Origin of the sequence: Curtobacterium sp. RIT-PI-V, assembly GCF_025642935.1 — a bacterium.
Classification (GTDB): Bacteria; Actinomycetota; Actinomycetes; order Actinomycetales; family Microbacteriaceae; genus Curtobacterium.
Genome location: NZ_JANZKM010000002.1, coordinates 230,199 through 249,324 on the forward strand (window position 1 = coordinate 230,199; position 19,126 = coordinate 249,324).

Below are 19,126 nucleotides of genomic sequence, written 5' to 3' on the forward strand. Positions count from 1 at the left end.
TCGTCACCGAAGACGGAGACCGGAATGACGCGCACCGAGCCCACCACCGCCGCCCACCACGGCACCCCCAGACCGACCCGGGCCACCGCCTCGGTCGCCGCGATCCTGGCCGAATCCGCCGTGCGGTACCCGGACGACGTCGCCGTGATCGTCGGCGACCACCGCACCACCTACGCCGAGCTGTGGTCCGAGACCCTCGCCTACGCCGGAGCGCTCCGCGCCCGCGGGGTCACCGAGGGATCGCGCGTCGCGATGCTCGTGCCGAACGTCGCGGACTTCGCCCGCGTCTACTACGCCACCCTCGCGCTCGGCGCCGTCGTCGTCCCCGTGCACGCGCTGCTCAAGCGGCGCGAGATCGAGTACCTGCTGCAGGACAGCGGCGCGATGCTGCTCGTCTGCGCTGCCCCGCTGCTGGCCGAGGGCGCAGCCGGTGCCGAACTCGCCGGCGTCGACGTCATCACCGTCCTCGCACCGGCCGACCACGACGACCACGACGACCACGACGACCACGATGACCACGACGACCCGGACCGCCTCGAGGCCCTCGCCGCGGCGGCCGAACCCCTCGACACCTACGTCCCCCGCGACCCCTTCGACACGGCGACGATCCTGTACACGAGCGGGACCACCGGCAAGCCGAAGGGTGCCGAGGGCTCGCACTTCGCCCTGCTCGAACAGGTCAACACGAACCTGATGAGCACCTTCGACATGCACCGCGGCGACGTCCTGCTCGGGGCGCTCCCGCTGTTCCACACGTTCGGTCAGACCTGCACGATGAACACCGGGTTCCGCGCGGGCGCCACCATCGTGATGCTCCCGAAGTTCGACGGCGACGCAGCACTGTCGGCGATGGTCGAGCACGGCTGCGAGATCTTCATGGGGGTGCCGACGATGTACATGGCACTGCTCGACGCCGCGACCCGAGGCGACGCCAGACCGGACCTGCGCTACGCGATCTCGGGCGGCGCGTCGTTGCCGTTGGCCGTCCTCGAGCGGTTCCAGTCCGTGTTCGATGCGCCCATCCACGAGGGCTACGGACTGACCGAGACGTCGCCCGTGGCCACCTTCAACCACGTCGGCCGCGCGCCCCGACCGGGAACGATCGGGACGCCGGTGTGGGGTGTCGACGTCGAGATCGCTGACCCGGCCACGCCCGACGCGATCGTGCTGCTGCCGCACGGCGAGATTGGCGAACTCGTCATCCGCGGGCACAACCTGATGAACGGGTACCTGGACCGGCCGGAGGACACCGACGCGGCGATCGTCGACGGCTGGTTCCGCACCGGCGACCTCGGCACGAAGGACGACGACGGGTACCTGACGATCGTCGACCGCACGAAGGACATGATCATCCGCAACGGCTACAACGTGTACCCGCGGCAGGTCGAAGAGGTGCTGGCGACGCACCCGGACGTCACCATGGCCGCGGTCTTCGGCGTCCCGCACGAGCTGCACGGCCAGGAGATCGAGGCCGCCGTGGTGCTCCGCGCCGGCGCGACCGTCAGCCCGGACGAGCTCGTCCACTTCGTGTCCGACGAGATCGCGGCGTACAAGTTCCCGCGGGTCGTGCACGTGGTCGACGCCCTGCCCCTCGGACCGAGCGGCAAGGTCCTCAAGCGGACGCTGGTCGAGCAGTTCAGCACACCGGTCGACGCGGCGGCTGCTCCGGCCTGACACACTCGGAGCGTGATCACCAGGCCGCGTTCCGTCCTCCTCGCCGTCGCCGTGACCGCGGGCCTCGTCCTGACCGGCTGCACGGGCCCCGCGAACGCCGAGTCCGGCACCCCCGACTGGTTCGACGTCACGGGCTTCCAGCCGGAAGGGGCGAACCCCGCGCTGATCGACGCCGACGCCGCCGCGATGGACGTCGTCGGCGTCGACGGGCTGCTGCTGAACCGGACCGGCACGCGCGTCACCGCACCGTCCCACGAGGCCAGGACCCAGCGCAACCGGGCGCACGCCCGCGGGCTCGAGGCGCAGCTGCTCGTCAGCAACTACGCCGACGGCGACTTCAGCGAGCCGATCGCCAGGAGGATGCTCCGGTCCCCCGCCAACCGGTCCCACGTCGTCCGCGCGCTCGCGACCGACGTGCGTTCCGGCGGATGGGACTCGGTCATGATCGACCTCGAGGCGTTGACCGCCGCCGACACGGCGGGGTTGACGGCCTTCGCGCGGGAACTCCGTGCGGCGGTCGGCGACGACGTCCGGCTCGACATCGCCCTGTCGGCGTCGACGACCGCGGCCGGGTACGCGCGCATGGGGTACGACGTCCGGGCGCTCCGCGCTCCGCTGGACCACCTCACGCTGATGGCCTACGACCAGCACGGCCCGTGGGAGCCGAACGCACCGGGGCCGGTCGGGTCGTTGCCCTGGGCGTCGAAGTCCGCCAGGGCGCTCGCCACCCTCGCGCCCGCCGACCAGATCGTGCTCGGCGTCGCCGGGTACGGCTACCACTGGAAGGGGCCGCGACCGGCGGGGCAGCTGTCCGACGACCAGGCCCGTCGTCGCGTCCGGAAGGCCGGCGTCACCCCGACCTGGAACGCGACAGCGGGCGAGTGGACGGCGACCCTGCCCAGCGGCGAGGTGCTGTGGTGGTCCGACGCACGGTCGCTGCGCGAGCGCGTGGCACTCGCCGAGCGGCTCGGCCTGACCGGGGTCGCCGTCTGGTCCCTGGACCTGTCCGACACGCTGGACACGGTGCACTGACGGCGACCGACGAGCGGACGGGAGGCCCGGTGCGGGCCCGCCACGGGCCTCCCGTCCGCCGCAGCGCGACGCGACTGCCGTGGCGGGCTTGACAGCGTCGGCTAATGGTCTTAGCTTTTAGCTAACACACTTAGCCATGGAGGCAGTCATGCTCGAACACCTGCGCACCGACGAAGGCACCATCGCGTACGACGTCACCGGCGACGGCCCGCTCGTCGTCCTCGCACACGGCATGGGCGACAGCCGGCACGCGTACCGGTTCCTGGTCCCCGAGCTCGTCGCCGCCGGCTACCGGGTGGCGAACGTCGACATCCGCGGCTGCGGTGACTCGAGCGCCGACTGGGCCTCGTACGAGCGTGCCGACATCGCCCGCGACCTGGTCGCCGTCGTCCGGCACCTCGGCGGCCCCGCGGTCATCGTCGGGCAGTCGATCAGCGGCGGGGCGGCCACGATCGCCGCCGCCGATGCCCCCGACGTCGTCACCGGCATCGTCGAGCTCGCGCCGTTCACGCGCAAGCAGTCGTTCGACCTCGGCGGCCTGCTCCGGAACCGCCACCACCGCGCCGGCACTCTGCAGCTCGCCAAGGTGATGACGACCGGGAGCCTGGCCGGCTGGCTGGCCTACCTGGACATCGCCGTGCCGACGAAGCCGACCGACTGGACCGAGGAACTGGGCCGCATCGAGTCGACGCTGCAGCAGCCGGAGCGGATGGCGGTGCTGCGCGCGATGACCAAGACCTCACCCGCCGACGCCGGTGCTCGGCTGGCGGACGTGCGGTGCCCCGTCCTGGTGATCGAGGGCAGCGCCGACCCCGACTGGGCCGTCCCACGTGCCGAGGGCGAGCGGGTCCTGGCCGACCTGCCCGACGGGCTCGGCGAGCTGGCCGTCATCGACGGTGCCGGGCACTACCCGCACACCGAGACCCCGACCGAGGTCCTCGCACTCGTGCTCCCCTTCCTCGGCCGCACGCTCGCGCCGGTCGGTGGCCACCGTGGCTAGGGCTGGACTCGACCCCGCCGCCGTCACCACCGCGGCGGCAGAACTGGCCGACGAGATCGGGCTCGCGCGGCTGAGCATGAGCGTCGTCGCCGAACGGCTCGGCGTGAAGTCGCCGTCGCTGTACAAGCACGTCGACGGACTCACCGACCTGACCCGCCGGATCGCGATCCTCGCCGCGAACGAACTCGGCGACGACCTACGCGACGCGATGCAGGGGCTCGCCGGGCGCGACGCCGTCGAGGCGGCCGCGCAGACCGTCCGCCGGTACGTGCAGCGCCACCCCGGCCGGTACGAGGCGACGGTCGGGATCCGTCCCACCGGGCCGGACGACCCGTTGGCCGTGGCCCTGGAGCGCACCCTCGCCTCGTTCGCAGCGGCGCTGCGCGGCTACGGACTCGACCCCGCCGACGAGGTGCACGCACTCCGGTTGCTGCGCAGCGTCCTGCACGGCTTCGCGACCATCGAGACGTCCGGCGGGTTCCAGATGCGCACCGACGTCGACGCGAGCTTCGAGTGGATCATCGCGTTCCTCGACCGGGGGTTCCGCGCGACGACCGCTCCTGGCCACGATCCAGGCTCGCTGAACCGGTAGGGTTGTCACGAGCCAACATTCACTGTGGAAGGTGTGCCATGCCCCTCGACGATGCAGCCCCGGGTCGCGTGCTCGCACCGGGCCAGACCTGCCGGATCCGGATCTGGCACCGAGCCGACCGCAGCGTGACCACCGTGCACGAGTCGGCCGAGCGGCTCTACGAAGCGCCGAACTGGACCACGGACGGCCGTCTCGTGCTGAACGGTGACGGGGTCCTCTGGACGATGCCGGCCGACGGTGCCGCAGCTCCGGAGCGCGTCGCGATCGAGGGCGTCCCGCCCCTGAACAACGACCACGTGCTCGACCCCGACGGCGTCACCGTGCACGTCAGCGCGAACGACTTCCACATCTGGAGCGCCCCGCTCGCCGGCGGCCCAGCGACCCGGGTCACCGCGGACGACGGCGGCCTGCACTTCCTGCACGGCGTCAGCTCCGACGGCTCCGAGCTCGCGTACGTGCGGCTCGACCCCTCCGGCGACGCCGTCTGGTCGTCCGGGACCATCCGGGTGATGGCCGCGGACGGCAGCGCCGACCGAGCCGTCACGACCGTACCCGCCGCCGCCGACGGCCCCGAGTGGACCCCGGACGGCGCCTGGATCCTGTTCAACACCGAGCAGTTCGAGCGGGCGCCCGGACACGCGCAGATCGCCCGGGTCCGGCCGGACGGCACCGGCATCGAGCAGCTCACCGTCGACGAGCACGTCAACTGGTTCCCACATCCCGCCCCGACCGACGACGCCGCCGTCTACCTGTCGTTCCCGCCCGGCACCGAGGGACACCCGGCCGACGAGCGCGTGCGGTTGCGCCTCGTCACCGGTGACGGATCCGTCAGCGCCTGGGGACCCGAGGTCTGGCAGGCCGCCGAGACCATCGTCGAGCTCGACGGCGGGCAGGGCACCCTCAACGTCAACGGGTGGGCGCCCGACGGGTCCGCCTTCGCCTTCGTCGACTACCCCACCGGAGAACCCGCATGATCGTCCACACCGTCTGCTTCACGCTCGTCCACGCCGCCGGCTCCCCGCACGAGGCCGCGTTCCTCGAGGCCGCCCGCGACACCCTGCCGGCGATCCCCGGCGTGCGGGACTTCACGGTGTCGCGCCAGGTGTCCACGCAGAGCGACTTCCGGTTCCAGTTCTCGATGGTGTTCGCCGACCAGGACACCTACTCGGCGTACGACGCACACCCCGCGCACCAACGCTTCGTCGCCACCCGTTGGGCGGACGAGGTCGCGTCGTTCCAGGAGTTCGACTTCGTGCCGCTGCCCGCCTGAGCGCGCGGGTCGTCCGCTGGGCACCTCCAGGTTCCGAAATCGTCGCATCTCGGGGCGATCCGGCGCCGTTCGCGGAACCTCGGGGAACGTGAGCGGCAAGTCCTGGAACCTCGCGGGTCGCGCACGCGACCGTGGGACGGACTGGAGGCACGGTGCCAGCTGGCACCGGGCCTCCCGTCCGCATCTGGTCACGTCAGGGACGTGAGGCGATGAACGCGCGCAGGCCAGCGACGACCAGGTCGTGGTCCTCCATCGAGGACAGGCCGGAGGCCGTCACGGCCGCGACCACCCCGGCTCCGCGGACCCGGATCGGGAACGACCCCCCGGTCACGGCGTACTCGGTACCGAGCCATCCGATCGCAGCAGGATCGACCCCGGCGGCGGAGAGCCGCGCGTCGACGAGGGCGCTCGACTGCTCCATCCGGAGCACGACCGCGGCCTTGCGGTCGATCCAGACGTGCTGGTCCGGGGTGATGCCCGGGGTCGCCGCGCGGAACAGGCAGAGGCCGGGCCGGCGGATGTCGATGCCGACGGCGTGCCCGGCCTCGTGGGCGATGCCGCGGATCAGGGAGCCCAGCTCCCAGGCGTCGTCGTGGGTGAATGCGTCGAGCACGAGGTCGCGCTCCTGCTGTTCGAGGGTGGTGATGCGATCGGACATCGTCGTCTCCTGCTCAGCCCGCGGCGATCTGCGCGCGGGCGGTGTCGACGGTCTCGAGGATCGAGATCGTCTCGTCGAGGGTGTGCAGCGGGGACTCCGTCCGCCCCTCGCCGACGAAGCGTGCCAGGGCGGTGGCCTCCCAGGCCAGGGCCGAGAAGCCCCGCAGTGGTGTCGGGTCCTGCCAGTGCAGGACGGGCGAACCGTGTGCTGCTGCCGCGATCGTGAAGGTCGTCGGGTTGTAGAACGGTCCGGCGAATTCGATCGTGCCCTCGGTGCCGGCGATCGACGCGGTCGTCGGCGTCCGCGCGGCGATGGTCGTGTGCAGGACGGCCTGGGCGGCGCCGTGTTCGAGGACGAGCGAACCGGAGGCGTCGACGCCGGACTCGGTCATCCGGCCCCGTGCCGTCACGCGGTCCGGGGACCCCAGCACCATCGAGGCGAACTGCACGGCGTAGATGCCGAGGTCGAGCAGCGCGCCCCCGCCGAGCTCCGGACGGAACAGGCGGTGCTCCGGGCCGAACGGGATCGCCTGGCCGTGGTCGGCGAGGACGGACCGGACGTCCCCGAGGGCACCGTCGGCCAGGAGGGTCCGGAGCACCGAGGCCTGCGGCAGGTAGCGGCTCCACATCGCCTCCATGACGAACACGCCGGCTGCGCGGGCGGCATCGGCGACCGCACGTGCTTCGGCAGCGGTCACCGTGAAGGGCTTCTCGACCAGGACGTGCTTGCCGGCGGCGATCGCGGCGAGGGCGGTCGGCGCGTGGTCGCTCTGCGGCGTCGCGATGTACACGACGTCGACATCGGACCGTGCCAGCAGCGCGTCGACGCTGCCGAGCGCTGTCTCGACCTCCCGCTCCGCGGCGAACCGTTCGGCCCGGTCGAGCGAACGCGAGGCCACCGCGACGACGCGTTGGGCGGTGTGGGCACCGAGCGCGTCGGCGAACTCACCCGCGATCCAACCGGGGCCGATGATGCCCCAACGCAGGGCGGGTTCGCCGGAGTCGGCGGTGAAGACGTCGGGTGCAGGCAGGGCGCTCGGGATCATGGTGGCGAGGTTAGCACGAGCCAAATCAACGTGCGGGCGATGCGGAACGACAAGGCCGACGTCGTGCGACGACGATGATGTCGTTCCGCGTCAGCGCGCGACAGGCCCCGTCGACTCGCGCACCACGAGCCCGGTCGGTGTCGCGACACGACGCCGCGCACCACCGTTTCCCGAGGTCCGGTCGAGGACCGCAGCGAGCGCCGCGTCGACCGTCGCCTCGACGTCCTGGTGCACCGACGTCAGGCGGTGGTAGCTGAGCGATGCGAGGTAGCTGTCGTCGAAGCCGACCACCGACACCCGCCCCGGTACGTCGACCGCGTGCTGCGCGAAGACGGCGAGCAGGCCGGTGGCGCACTGGTCCCCGCAGCAGATCACGGCGGTCGGCAGGGCGTCGCGGGCGACGAGTGTGCGGGCGGCTGCGGCGCCACCTTCTTCGCTGAAGCCGCTGGGGACGACGTCGGTCTCGGCTGCGAGTCCGGCGCCCTGCATCGCGTCGCGGTAGGCGGTCGCGCGATCGAGGCCGACGAGCCCGTCCTCGCCACCGACGTACGCGATGCGTCGGTGGCCCAGGTCGACCAGGTGCTCGACCGCCGCGCGGAGCCCGCCGACCTCGTCCACGTGCACGTTGTCGGCGTACGGGGCATCCGTCCACTCACCGAGGAGCACGACCGGCACGAGGCGGCTCGCTTCCTGGAGCGCGGTCGCGTCGGGGTCGGGGTTGAACACGACGAGGGCCTCGACGCGTTCGCCGAGCAGGTCGGCCACGACCTGGTCCGTGGTCCGCTCGGCATCGGCGGGCCCGAGGGCGACACCGAAGCCCTGCTCGGCCGCACGGGCGAAGAGCCGTTCGACGAAGCGCACCTGGAACGGGTTGCGCATGCTGAAGACCGCGCCGATGAGTCGCGTGCGGCCCTCGCGGAGCAGCCGGGCCGAGGTGTGCGGGCGGTAGCCGAGCTCAGCGGCCGCCGCGAGGATCCGGTCGCGGGACGCCGCACTGGGACCGGGGGCCCCGCGGAGCACGAGCGAGACGAGCTGCCGGGACATCCCGACGTGCTCGGCGACGTCGCGCATGGTCGGCAGGCGGCCACCGGTGGGGCGCCGCTCCGGCAGGTCGTCGGTCCCCGTCGTCACCCGGCCAGTCTGGCACGTGCGAACGGCTCGACCGGGCGGCTAGGTTCGAGCCATGCCGAGCCGTCGCCTCATCCACCACCTCGGGGTCTTCGCCAGCGACTTCGCCGCGAGCGAGGCGTTCTCCACGGCGGCACTCGCGCCGCTGGGGGTCGAGGCGGGCTACCGCACCGAGTCCGTCGCGGAGTACTGGACCACCGGCCAGAACACCCCGAGCGTCTCGCTCGAGACTGCACCCACGACGGCGGCGGTGACCCGTGGTCTGCACCTGGCGTTCGAGGCGGCGAGCCGCACCGAGGTCGATGCGTTCCACCGGGCGGCCGTCGCGTCCGGCGGGGTCTCGCGCCACGAGCCTCGGTACTGGCCCGAGTACCGCGCCTACACGGCGTTCGTGAGCGACCCCGACGGCAACAACGTCGAGGCGCTCGTCAAGGAGCACTGAGCGCGGCGACGCGGCCCGTCGGTCCCCTCAGCGCGCCTGCAGGCGACCGTTCGCCGACGCGGCAGCGTCGGTCATGCGCCGCAGGAACGCCAGGACGACCCGCGTCTCCTCCGGGTCGGCGTCCCGCACCGTCGCGGCGATCTCGGCACCGGAGAACGCGAGGAACCGCCCGCTTTCCGCACGCGCCGACTCGGTCGGCCGCAGGGTCACGCGACGCCTGTCGACGCTCTCGCGGTGCCGGGTGACGTGCCCGGCACCCTCAAGGCGGTCGAGCAACACCGACGTGGCGCCCGACGTCATGCCGATCCGCCGGGCCAACTGCGCCGGGGAGAGTGGCTCGCCGGCTTGGTCCGCCCACACGATCTGCCCGAGGGCGTTCGCGTCGGAACCGGGCAGACCGATCCACGACGACAGGTGGCGCTGGAGTTCGTCGAAGGTGACGGCCCAGTCGCGCAGCGCGTGCATGACGGCCACCTCGTCGTCGGACCACACCGTGGTGAGGGGGTCGATGTCGGGCATTTAGGTTCCTTTACTGTGCAGTTGCTTTACTGTAAAGCATGACCTCACAGCACGCAGTGATCTCCGGAGCCAGCATCGCAGGCCTGTCCGCCGCCTGGTGGTTGCGCCACGTCGGGTGGCAGGTGACGGTGATCGAACGTGCGCCGTCCTTCCGCGACGGCGGGCAGAACGTCGACGTCCGCGGGGTCGCCCGCGAGGTACTCGACCGCATGGGCCTGGTCGATGCCGTCCGCGCCCGCAACACGACCGAGACCGGCACGGTGATCGTCGATCGTGACGGTGCCGTCCGGTCCGAGCTGCCCTCCGACGGTCCGGACGGTGCCACCGCCGAACTCGAGGTCCTGCGCGGCGACTTCGCCCGGGTGATCCTCGACGACCTGCCCGCCGACGTCGACATCGTCTACGGCGAGACGATCCAGGACGTCGTCGACCACGTCGGCGGACGCCGGGCAACCGTGACCACCGACGCCGGACGGGTGCTCGACGCCGACCTCGTGGTCATCGCCGAGGGCGTCCGCTCCCGCACCCGCGACCGGCTGTTCGCCGCGGAGGGCGAGGTCGACGAGCGCGACCTCGGGGTGACCATGGTCTTCGGCACGATCCCGCGCACGCCGTCCGACGACGACCGGTGGCGCTGGTACAACGCCGTCGGCGGCCGTCAGGTCCACCTGCGCCCGGACCCGTACGGCACGACCCGGGCGATCCTGGCCTACGCCGGCGGCGACGACCTGGTCGGCCGCTCGCGGTCGGAGGCCCTGGCGACGCTGCGGACCCGCTACGCCGACGCCGGCTGGCAGACCGAGCGCGTGCTCGACGGGTTCGACGGCTCGGACGACGTCTACCTGGACGAGCTCACCCAGATCCGGATGCCGCGCTGGCACCGCGGCCGTGTCTGCGTGATCGGCGATGCGGCCTGGTGCGTGACGCCGATGGGCGGCGGTGGCGCTTCGCTCGCCCTGACGAGCGGGTACGTTCTGGCGGCATCGGTCACGGCGGACGAGGATCTCGACCGCGCGCTCGACGCCTTCGACGCGTGGATGCGCCCCCTCGTCGACAAGATCCAGGGCATCCCGAAGGGCATCGTGCACTTCGCGTACCCGCAGACCCGGCTCGGGCTCGCCGCCCGGGGTGTGGCGGACAAGGTGCTGCTGTCGGCGCTCTTCCGACCGCTGGCAGCACGGCTGACCCGCGTCGCCGACAGCGATCGCCCCCTGCCGCCATTGCCCGGGGCGACGCAGCAGGGTCGGCAGTAGCGCCGCCGAAGCCGGCGGATCGTGCGCCCTGATCCGACCGCACGGTCCGCCGGCCCGCCAGCACGGCGTCAGATCATCCGACCTCCCACTCGACGACCCGCGGGTCGTCCAGCGTCACCTCGTGCACCGGCCCCGTGACCTCGACCGTGGCGCGCGATGTCGCAGAGCCGGGAACGGGCCGTCGGACCGCCCCGCCGCCGGACGCGACGATCCCACCTGCCGGTACCGTGCCTCCCGGTCGTGACGCCGCCGCGTGGGAGGCGACCCAGACCTGCACGTCCCCGGGTTCGACGACCCGGCGCATGCGACGGTCGGTGAACGCGAACCGCTGGACGGGGACGCGGAAGCGGACCCGGGTGGACTCCCCCGCGGCGAGCGCGACGCGCGCGTAGCCGAGCAGCTGGACCTCGGGTCGGGTGACGCTGCCGTGCACGTCGTGGCCGTAGAGCTGGACGACGTCCTCGCCCGCGTGTGCGCCCGTGTTCCGGACGGTCACCGAAGCGTCGAACCACCCGTCGGAAGGCACCGACGCGTCGACCGTCAGCTCCTCGTACGCGAACGTCGTGTACCCGAGGCCGAAGCCGAACGGACGCACCGGGGTCGAGTCGGCGGCGGTGACGTCCGAGGGTCCGCCGAGCCTCGGGTGCAGGTACGTGTACGGCTGGGCGCCGGCGGCACGCGGCAGCGAGACGGGCAGGCGGCCGGACGGTGACGCGGCGCCGGTGAGCAGGTCGGCGATGGCGGTGCCGCCCTCCTCGCCGGGGAAGAAGGCCTGCACGACGGCCGCGGGACGGAGCGAGCCACCGGCACCGTGGTCGGCCCCGGCGTCGCCGTCGAGCGCCCACCCGATGGCGTACGGCCGCCCCGTCAGCAGCACCATCACGGTCGGCGTGCCGGTGGCGACGACCGCTTCGACGAGCGAGCGTTGCACACCCGGTAGGTCGAGCGACTCGGTGTCGTTGCCCTCGCCGACGGTCCCGCGGCCGAACAGTCCGGCCTGGTCGCCGACGACGACGACCGCGACGTCGGACGCAGCGGCCACCGCGACGGCGTCCGCGAACCCGGCACGGTCGGACCCGGTGACGGCGCACCCCGCGGCGGAACGCACGGCATCGTCGCCGAGGGCGTCGACCATCGCCTCGCGCACGGTCGGGATGGCGAAGCCGAGCGGCAGGTCGGGGTGCGACGCGAGCACGTGGTTCGCGAAGGAGTAGCAGCCCTGGAGGGCCTCGGCGCGGTCGGCGTTCGGGCCGATGACGGCGACGGACGCTCCGGCGCGCAGCGGCAGGACAGGCGTGCCGGCCGGCACGTCGTGGTTCGAGAGCAGCACCAGCGACCGCGCCGCCAACTGCTTCGCCAACGACCGGTGCAGCGGCGTGTCCAGGTCGATCCCGGTGGGCGGTTCGTCCTCGAACGCCTGTGGGTCGAGGAGCCCCAGTCGCTCCTTCTGCCGCAGCACCCGCAGGACGGCGCGGTCGACGAGGGTTTCGTCGACCAGACCGGACCGCACCCGCTCGACGAGCGGCGCGAGGTACGCGTCCCCGGTGGGCAGCTCGACGTCGATGCCGGCCTCGAGCGCGAGCGCCGCGGCGTCGCCACGATCGGCGGCGATGCCGTGCATGACCTCGAGGAACGCGACCGAGAAGTAGTCCGCGACGACGGTGCCGTCGAAGCCGAGGTCGTCACGCAGCAGGCCGGTGAGCAGTTCGCCGTTCGCCGCGACGGGCACGCCGTCGATCTCGGCGTACGAGTTCATGACGCTCCGGGCGCCCCCGTCGCGCAGGGCCATCACGAACGGCGGCAGGTACACGTCGGCGACCTCGCGCGCGCCGACGTGCACGGGCGCGTGGTTCCGCCCCGCCTGCGAGGCGGAGTACCCGAGGAAGTGCTTGAGCGTCGCGTCGACGCCGGCCGCCTGCAGGCCGCGAACGTAGGCGGTCCCCACGGTGCCGACCAGGTACGGGTCCTCGCCGATGCACTCGTCGACCCGCCCCCATCGCGGGTCGCGCACCACGTCGAGCACCGGGGCGAGCCCCTGGTGCACGCCGAGCTGCCGCATCGACGCGCCGATGGCGGCGCCGACCTGCTCGACGAGGGCGGGGTCGAAGGCAGCACCCCACGCCAGCGGGGTGGGGAACGTCGCGGCCTTCCACGCGGCGAGCCCGGTCAGGCACTCCTCGTGCACGAGCGCTGGGATCCCGAGCCGGGTCTCGCGCTTGAGTCGCCGCTGTTCCGCCCACAGCCAGGCCGCGCGGTCGTCGGGTTCGACCGGTCGCGTTCCGTAGACGCGGGTGAACTGGCCGATGCCGTCGCGGGTGATGTCCGCCAGGGTGCGGCCGTCGGCGGCCGCCGCCATCTCACCCTGCATGGGCGCGACGACGCCGGTCTGGTCGAGCCAGTAGCCGACGAGCTGCGCCGCCTTCTCGTCGAGGGTCATGGCGGCGAGTAGGGCGGTGGCGCGGTCGGGTCCGGTCGCGTCGGGTGCGTCGTGGTCGGCCTGGAGGCGCGGCTGGCGTCCGGTGTCCCGGGTCGCGTCCGTCGTCGTCACCCCTTCACCGCCCCGGTCAGGCCGCCGACGATGCGGCGCTGGAAGATGGTGAAGAACACCAGTGCCGGGATCATCGACATCGACGTGAACGCCAGCACCTTGGCCGTGTCGACCGAGTACTGCGACGAGAACGCCTGCACGCCGAGCGGCAGTGTGTAGCTGCCCTCGTTGTTCAGGATGAACAGCGGCAGGATGTAGCTGTTCCAGCTCGCGATGAACGCCAGGATGCCGACCGTGACGACACCCGGCAGCGACAGCGGCACGACCATGCGGAAGAAGAACCCGAGGCGGCTTGCGCCGTCGATCGACGCTGCCTCTTCGAGCTCGTCCGGGATCGCCCGCAGGAACGGCACCAGGATGATGACCGTGGTCGGCAGGGCGAAGGCGATCTGCGGCAGGATCACGCCGGCCAGGCTGTTCGTCAGCCCCAGGTCCTTCACGAGCAGGTACAGCGGCGTGATCGCGACGGTGATCGGGAACATCAGACCGGCGGCGAACAGGGCGTACAGCGCACCGCGGCCGGCGAACCGGTAGCGGGCGAGCACGAAGCTCACCATCAGGCCGAGCACGACGACGCCCGCGGTGGTGGTCACGGCGCTGATCGTCGAGTTCGCGAGCTGCTGCCAGAAGATCCCGCTGGACAGCACGGATCCGTAGTTGCCGAGCTCGAACGGCGCGGGCAGCCCGGCCGGGCTCGTGGTGATCTGCGAGTTCGTCCGGAAGCCGCCCAGCACGATGTACAGCACCGGGGCGAGGTTGGCGGCGACGAACAGGATCGCCACCAGGTAGGTGAGCGGGTTCGCGCGACCGATGGCCGCGCTGGACCGCCGCTCCCGCGTGGCCCGCCGCCCGGGGGCGACGATGCTCGTGGTGGCCATCAGTTCTTCCTCTCGGTGAGTGCACCCGCGGTGTCGCGGCGGAGCACGAAGCGCTGGTAGATCAGGGCGACGGCGAGCGAGATCACGAACATGACCACGGCGACGGCGCTGCCGAAGCCGAAGTTGCCGGACGTCCGGCCGTTGGCGACCATGTACGTCGCCATCGTCGAGGTGCCCGCGGTCGACGAGATGTACTGCCCCCAGATGATGTAGACGAGGTCGAACAACTGCAGTGAGCCGATGATCGACAGGAACGCCCAGATCCGGATGGTGGGGCCGAGCAGCGGCAGGGTGATCCGCCGCTGGATCTGCCAGTAACCGGCACCGTCGATGGCCGCCGCCTCGAACAGCTCCTCGGGGATGCTCTGCAGGCCGGCCAGGAACAGGATCACCGCGAAGCCGATGTACTTCCACGAGATGATCACGAGCAGGGTCCAGATGGCGATGTCCGGGTTGGACAACCAGTCGGCCCGCAGCCCGCCGAGGCCCATGCCCTGGAGCAGGTCGTTCACCGCGCCGTTCGACTGGAGCATCAGGCTCCAGCCGGTGCCGACGATCACCTCGGAGATGACGTACGGCACGAACACGAGCACGCGGACGAGCCCGCGGCCGTGCATCTTCTGGTTGAGCAGCAGCGCGAGCACGATGGCGATCGGCCCCTGCAGCACGAGCGACAGCACGACGATGAAGCCGTTGTGCATCAGGACCGCGTGGAACGCCTTGTCCTGGAAGATGATCAGGTAGTTCTGCAGCCCCACGAAGTCGGTGGGCGGGCCGTAGCCCTGCCACTTGAAGAACCCGTAGTAGGCGGCCAGCACCACGGGCAGGATCACGAAGGTGACGAAGACGATGACCGCGGGGCCGGCGAGCACCGCGATCTCGACGCGCTTCCGCCAGTCCGCGATGCGGCGCGTGGACCGCCGTCCGGCGGGGAGCGGCGTACCGCTCCCCGCCGGGGACGTCCCCGCGGCCGTGTCCGACCCGGTGGTCGGGGTCGTGCCGAGCGAGGTGTCGAGGGTCATGGTCAGCCCTTGGCCGCAGCCTGGTTGGTGGTGTCCACGATGTCCTTCGCGCTGCCCTTGCCGGCGAGCAGGTCGACGACGCTGGTGTTCAGCGCGTTGCCGACGTTCTGGCCGTACAGGGTGTCCAGGTACTGCGAGACGAACGGGGCCTCCTGGTAGGCGGCGAGGGCCGACTTCAGGTAGTCCGCGTCGACGACCGACTGGGCTTCCTGGTTGACCGGGATGGCCTGGAACGCCGTGTAGTAGGCCTCCTGGTTGTCCTTCTGCACGATGAAGTTGAGGAAGTCCGTGCAGGCCTTCTTCGGGGCCTTCGCCGAGCAGGAGTTGCCGTCGACGCCGCCCATCATCGACTTCGGGTCACCCTTGCCACCGTCGATGGTCGGGAACGGGAACCAGCCGAGGTCGGCCAGCGGCTTGCCGTCCGGGGTGAGCGAGCTGATCACGCCCGGGTCCCACGCCCCCATGAGCTCCATGGCGGCCTTGTGGTTGGCGAGCAGACCGGCGGAACTGCCGGCACCCTGCTGCGCGGCGGTGGTCAGGAAGCCGTTGTTGAACGGCTCGGTGGCGTTGAAGTCCTCGAGCTGCTCGCCGGCCTTCGTCCAGCAGGCGTTGTCGAACTTGAGCGACTTCGCCGCGCCCTCGAGCGTCTTCTGGCTGCACTCGCGCAGCGCGAAGTTGTAGTACCAGTGGGCGGCGGGCCAGGCGTCCTTCGCACCGACGGCGACGGGGTCGATGTCGGCGGCCTTGAGCTTCGCGATGTCGTCGTTCAGCTCGTCCATCGTGGTCGGGGTGCCGTCGATGCCGGCCTTCTGGAACAGGTCCTTCGAGTACCAGATGCCCTCGGGGAGCACGGCGCCCGGCATGGCGTAGGTGGCGCCGTCCTTCTCGTAGCCCGCGAAGGTCCCGGCGCTGATCGACTTCTTCGCGTCGGCGCTGATCGAGTCGGAGATGTCCATGAGCTGCCCGGCGGCGATCATCGCGTCCATCTTGCCGCCGCCGCGCTGCAGGAAGACGTCCGGTCCGTCGCCCGAGTTGAGCGCGGTCTGCAGCTTGCCGTCCAGGTCCTCGTTCTGGATGGCCTGCGTCTTGATGGTGACGTTCGGGTACTTCGCCTCGAACGCCTTGACCGTCGAGGCCCAGTAGGCCTTGCCCGGTCCGGTGGTGGAGTTGTGCCAGAAGGTCATCGTGACCTTCCCGTTGCCGTCGTCGGCCGCGTTGCCGCCTGCCGAGCAGCCCGTGGCCACCAGTGCTGTCGCCCCGATCAGCGCGATGGCTGCCGCGGCACGGATCTTCCTCGTCATCGTGGAACTCCTCGTGTCGTCGTTGACATGCAGCGACATCCACTGCCGCTGCGGAGAGCGTGCCAGGTGCTCCTGCCGCTTGTCAATCGATATCGATAACGTTTTCTACGCCGTTTCGGCGCCGCATCAGCGGTACGGTGAGCACATGGACTCGGCACTCGGCGCGCGTCCCGGTGCCGGCCGGGTGACGATCGGCGACGTCGCACGGGTCGCGGGGGTCTCGATCCCCACCGTGTCGAAGGTCATCAACCAGCGCGACGGCGTCGCCGCGGCCACGATGATCCGCGTGCAGCAGGTCGTCGCGGACCTCGGCTACGAGACGTCCCTGGTCGCCCGCAGCCTGCGGAGCTCCCGCACCGGGGTCGTCGGCATCCTGGTGCCCGAGTTCGAGCCGTTCTCGACCGAGCTCCTGCGCGGCATCTCGAGCGCGACGACCGGCACCGGCTACGAGCTGCTCGCCTACGCCGGCCTGATGACCGGCGCCGACCGTCCGGGCTGGGAACGCCGGTCACTGTCACGTCTGTCCGGCACCCTCATCGACGGCGCCATCGTCGTCACCCCGACCACGGCCCTGTCGAGCTCGTCGATCCCGGTCGTCGCGATCGACCCGCACACCGGACCCGAGGGCCACGCGACGGTCGACGCCGACAACGAGGGCGGGGCCGTCCAGGCCGTCGAGCACCTGCTCGCGCTCGGGCACACCCGGATCGCGCACCTGCGCGGCCGCGTCGACCTGGCGTCCGCCCAGCTGCGCGAGGCCGGGTACCGCTCCGCACTGACCGCCGCCGGACTCCCGATCGACGAGCGGCTCGTCCGCGACGGCGACTACCAAGAGGAGCAGTCCGCGGCCGTGGCGCGGGACCTGCTCACGATGGACGAGCGACCGACCGCGGTGTTCGCCGCGAACGACTCGTCGGCCGTCGGTGTCCTGCGGGCCGCGGCAGAGCTCGGCCTGCGGGTGCCGGAGGACCTGTCCGTCGTCGGGTTCGACGACGTCCCCCAGGCGTCGATCACGACACCACCGCTCACCACCGTCTCGCAGCCGCTTGCCGAACTCGGGTCTCGCGCGGTCGACATGCTGTTGACGATGCTCCGTGGCGAGGCCGCGTCGGACCACGTCCGCCTGTCGACCACGCTGCGGGTGCGTTCGAGCACCGGCCCCGCGCCGCGCGCCTGATCGCCGATCAGCGGCGCAGGGTCTGCTTCGGGTACTCGCCGAACCGTGCCGCGTACGACGCCGAGAACCGGCCGAGGTGCGCGAACCCCCAGCGGCGCGCGACGTCACCGATCGCTCCGACCTGCGGGTCGAGTCCGAGGAGCTCGCTGCGCACACGGTCCAGACGGACGTCCCGCAGGTAGGTGAGCGGCGACACGTCGAACACCCGACGGAACGACTCCTGCACCGACCGCACGCTCAGGCCGGCCACCGCGGCGAGGTCGGCGATGGTCACGGTCTCGGACGCGTGCGCGTGGACGTACTCGACGGCGGCGCGCAGCCGGGCGTTCCGCGGCAGGGCCAGTTCCGCCGGCAGGTCGTCGAGCTGCGGCGGGAAGGTCTCGAGGAACGCGGCGATCGCGAGCGACTTCGCCTCGGTCCAGGTCTCCGAGTCCGGACCGCCCACACGGAGCGCGCGGGACAGCGCGGCGAGGGCACCCTGCCACCGGCCGTACATCGCCTTGTCCGGTTCGCGCGCGTGGTCGAAGCGGAGCGGCCGGTCCCCCAGGTCGAGCTGTTCGCCGGCGATCCGGTGCACGAGCTCCCGGTCGAGGTGCACCAGGCGCTGGTCGTGGTCCTCGGCTGCGAAGACGAACGCGGTGTCGCAGGGCAGGAGCGTCGGCACGTTCCGGTGCAGGTCCACCCGCTGCCCGGCGACGTCGAGGTGGGCGCTGCCGCTCGTCATCCACGCGACGATGTAGTCGGTGCTGATCGGCATCGCACCGCGCAGCACGCCTCGCATCTGGGACCGACGGATGCTGATCTCCGTGTCGCCGACCGCGGTGTAGCGGTAGACGAACTCGCTGCCGGTCTGCTGGGCGGACCACTGCTCGGCACCGTGCACCGTGGCCAGGTCACGCGCCGCGGACTGCGGATCGATGCCGGACACCTCGAAGCGGACCGGCTCGCTCGCGCGTCCACCGGCGCGCGGGGCCTCGGAGGTGTCAGTCACGGTGCATCGCCCCCGTGCCGGACACCCGAACCTGACCGCGCGACTCGTTATGTGGATACGCTGACCCGGTGAGCACGGCGTACGGTGGCGCAGACCCGACCGGTTCGAAAGGGGCGCTCCCGTGAGCGATCTCGACCTCGTGGCGGCACTGACGCGACTCGAAGCAGCGGTGTCCGCGCTGCGAGCGCGGCTGCGCGAGCAACTCGACGTGTCCGGCAGCGACCTGACCGTGCTGCAGTTCGTGTCCCGCGCCGAAGCGGCCGACCGGACCGTCCGCGTGAAGGACCTCGCGCAGCACCTCGGCCTGACCGGACCGGCGGTGACCGGCATGGTGGACCGACTCGAGCAGAGCGGACACCTCAGCCGTGTGCCGAACCCGGCCGACGGGCGGAGTCGGCACATCGAGCTGACCGAGACCGCAAGGCGTGACTACTCGATCGCCATGGACGGCACGAACAAGCACCTGCACGAGCTGTTGGCCTCCTTCTCGGAACGGGACAGGGTCCGGTTCGTCCGGATCGTCGACCGCATCATCGCGGCCGTCGACCTCGGCGCCCCGAGCCCCTGAGGGCAGGGTACGGGCGGTCAGCGTGCGG

At 71.7% G+C, this 19,126-nt stretch carries 19 protein-coding genes; 10 read left to right on the forward strand and 9 right to left on the reverse strand.

The window, feature by feature from the left end:
• Positions 1 to 24 precede the first annotated feature (24 nt).
• The 6 genes from OGL88_RS03195 (at position 25) to OGL88_RS03220 (ending at position 5,568) form a co-directional block, all read left to right on the forward strand.
• Positions 25 to 1,674, forward strand: coding sequence for a long-chain-fatty-acid--CoA ligase (locus OGL88_RS03195; RefSeq protein ID WP_263089520.1), 1,650 nt, complete (start codon positions 25 to 27; stop codon positions 1,672 to 1,674).
• A gap of 12 nt (positions 1,675 to 1,686) precedes the next feature.
• Complete coding sequence (locus OGL88_RS03200; RefSeq protein WP_263089521.1) at positions 1,687 to 2,706, forward strand: glycosyl hydrolase family 18 protein; 1,020 nt, start codon at positions 1,687 to 1,689, stop codon at positions 2,704 to 2,706.
• Between the two features lie 148 nt (positions 2,707 to 2,854).
• On the forward strand, positions 2,855 to 3,706 hold the full coding sequence (locus tag OGL88_RS03205; RefSeq protein WP_263089522.1) for an alpha/beta fold hydrolase: 852 nt from the start codon (positions 2,855 to 2,857) through the stop codon (positions 3,704 to 3,706).
• Positions 3,699 to 4,298 carry a TetR/AcrR family transcriptional regulator gene (locus OGL88_RS03210; RefSeq protein WP_263089523.1) on the forward strand — a complete coding sequence of 200 codons (600 nt, stop codon included), beginning with the start codon at positions 3,699 to 3,701 and terminating at the stop codon, positions 4,296 to 4,298. Before OGL88_RS03205 ends, OGL88_RS03210 begins: the two co-directional genes overlap by 8 nt.
• A 38-nt stretch (positions 4,299 to 4,336) precedes the next feature.
• Positions 4,337 to 5,272, forward strand: a complete 936-nt coding sequence (locus OGL88_RS03215; RefSeq protein ID WP_263089524.1) for a TolB family protein — start codon at positions 4,337 to 4,339, stop codon at positions 5,270 to 5,272.
• A complete protein-coding gene (locus tag OGL88_RS03220) occupies positions 5,269 to 5,568 on the forward strand; it encodes a Dabb family protein (protein ID WP_205464032.1) in 300 nt (99 codons plus the stop codon). The genes OGL88_RS03215 and OGL88_RS03220 overlap by 4 nt, the downstream gene beginning before the upstream one ends.
• A 193-nt stretch (positions 5,569 to 5,761) precedes the next feature.
• On the opposite strand, the gene OGL88_RS03225 is transcribed toward OGL88_RS03220, so the two are convergent.
• The 3 genes from OGL88_RS03225 to OGL88_RS03235 form a co-directional block, all read right to left on the reverse strand.
• Positions 5,762 to 6,226: a heme-degrading domain-containing protein gene (locus OGL88_RS03225; RefSeq protein WP_263089525.1), complete on the reverse strand. Its 465-nt coding sequence runs from the start codon at positions 6,224 to 6,226 to the stop codon at positions 5,762 to 5,764.
• Between the two features lie 13 nt (positions 6,227 to 6,239).
• The gene (locus tag OGL88_RS03230; protein ID WP_263089527.1) at positions 6,240 to 7,271 is read right to left on the reverse strand and encodes a Gfo/Idh/MocA family protein; all 1,032 of its coding nucleotides are present in this window, start codon (positions 7,269 to 7,271) and stop codon (positions 6,240 to 6,242) included.
• Between the two features lie 90 nt (positions 7,272 to 7,361).
• Entirely contained in the window at positions 7,362 to 8,402 is a 1,041-nt protein-coding gene (locus OGL88_RS03235) for a LacI family DNA-binding transcriptional regulator (protein WP_263089529.1), read from the reverse strand.
• Positions 8,403 to 8,454: 52 nt separating this feature from the next.
• On the opposite strand from OGL88_RS03235, the gene OGL88_RS03240 reads away from it, so the two are divergent.
• Positions 8,455 to 8,841 (forward strand): VOC family protein, encoded by a 387-nt coding sequence (locus OGL88_RS03240; protein WP_263089530.1) that lies wholly within the window; start codon positions 8,455 to 8,457, stop codon positions 8,839 to 8,841.
• A 27-nt stretch (positions 8,842 to 8,868) separates the two neighbouring features.
• Here the strand turns inward: OGL88_RS03240 and OGL88_RS03245 are convergent, their stop codons facing one another.
• The gene (locus OGL88_RS03245; RefSeq protein ID WP_205464027.1) at positions 8,869 to 9,360 is read right to left on the reverse strand and encodes a MarR family winged helix-turn-helix transcriptional regulator; all 492 of its coding nucleotides are present in this window, start codon (positions 9,358 to 9,360) and stop codon (positions 8,869 to 8,871) included.
• A 38-nt stretch (positions 9,361 to 9,398) separates the two neighbouring features.
• On the opposite strand from OGL88_RS03245, the gene OGL88_RS03250 reads away from it, so the two are divergent.
• Positions 9,399 to 10,613: an FAD-dependent monooxygenase gene (locus OGL88_RS03250; RefSeq protein ID WP_263089532.1), complete on the forward strand. Its 1,215-nt coding sequence runs from the start codon at positions 9,399 to 9,401 to the stop codon at positions 10,611 to 10,613.
• 73 nt (positions 10,614 to 10,686) lie between these two features.
• Here OGL88_RS03250 and OGL88_RS03255 read toward each other — a convergent pair whose 3' ends face one another.
• From OGL88_RS03255 to OGL88_RS03270, 4 genes are all read right to left on the reverse strand, one after another.
• Complete coding sequence (locus tag OGL88_RS03255; RefSeq protein WP_263089571.1) at positions 10,687 to 13,050, reverse strand: glycoside hydrolase family 3 N-terminal domain-containing protein; 2,364 nt, start codon at positions 13,048 to 13,050, stop codon at positions 10,687 to 10,689.
• Positions 13,051 to 13,157: 107 nt separating this feature from the next.
• A complete protein-coding gene (locus tag OGL88_RS03260; RefSeq protein ID WP_123313217.1) occupies positions 13,158 to 14,039 on the reverse strand; it encodes a carbohydrate ABC transporter permease in 882 nt (293 codons plus the stop codon).
• Entirely contained in the window at positions 14,039 to 15,061 is a 1,023-nt protein-coding gene (locus OGL88_RS03265) for a carbohydrate ABC transporter permease (protein WP_123313216.1), read from the reverse strand. The genes OGL88_RS03260 and OGL88_RS03265 overlap by 1 nt, the downstream gene beginning before the upstream one ends.
• Before the next feature lie 2 nt (positions 15,062 to 15,063).
• On the reverse strand, positions 15,064 to 16,362 hold the full coding sequence (locus OGL88_RS03270; protein WP_194648823.1) for an ABC transporter substrate-binding protein: 1,299 nt from the start codon (positions 16,360 to 16,362) through the stop codon (positions 15,064 to 15,066).
• A gap of 145 nt (positions 16,363 to 16,507) precedes the next feature.
• Here OGL88_RS03270 and OGL88_RS03275 point away from each other — a divergent pair, with 145 nt between their 5' ends.
• Positions 16,508 to 17,539 carry a LacI family DNA-binding transcriptional regulator gene (locus OGL88_RS03275; RefSeq protein WP_263089535.1) on the forward strand — a complete coding sequence of 344 codons (1,032 nt, stop codon included), beginning with the start codon at positions 16,508 to 16,510 and terminating at the stop codon, positions 17,537 to 17,539.
• Positions 17,540 to 17,546: 7 nt separating this feature from the next.
• Here OGL88_RS03275 and OGL88_RS17980 read toward each other — a convergent pair whose 3' ends face one another.
• Entirely contained in the window at positions 17,547 to 18,530 is a 984-nt protein-coding gene (locus OGL88_RS17980; protein WP_263089537.1) for an AraC family transcriptional regulator, read from the reverse strand.
• Positions 18,531 to 18,651: 121 nt separating this feature from the next.
• Here OGL88_RS17980 and OGL88_RS03285 point away from each other — a divergent pair, with 121 nt between their 5' ends.
• Entirely contained in the window at positions 18,652 to 19,098 is a 447-nt protein-coding gene (locus tag OGL88_RS03285) for a MarR family winged helix-turn-helix transcriptional regulator (protein WP_194648820.1), read from the forward strand.
• Positions 19,099 to 19,126: the final 28 nt, after the last annotated feature.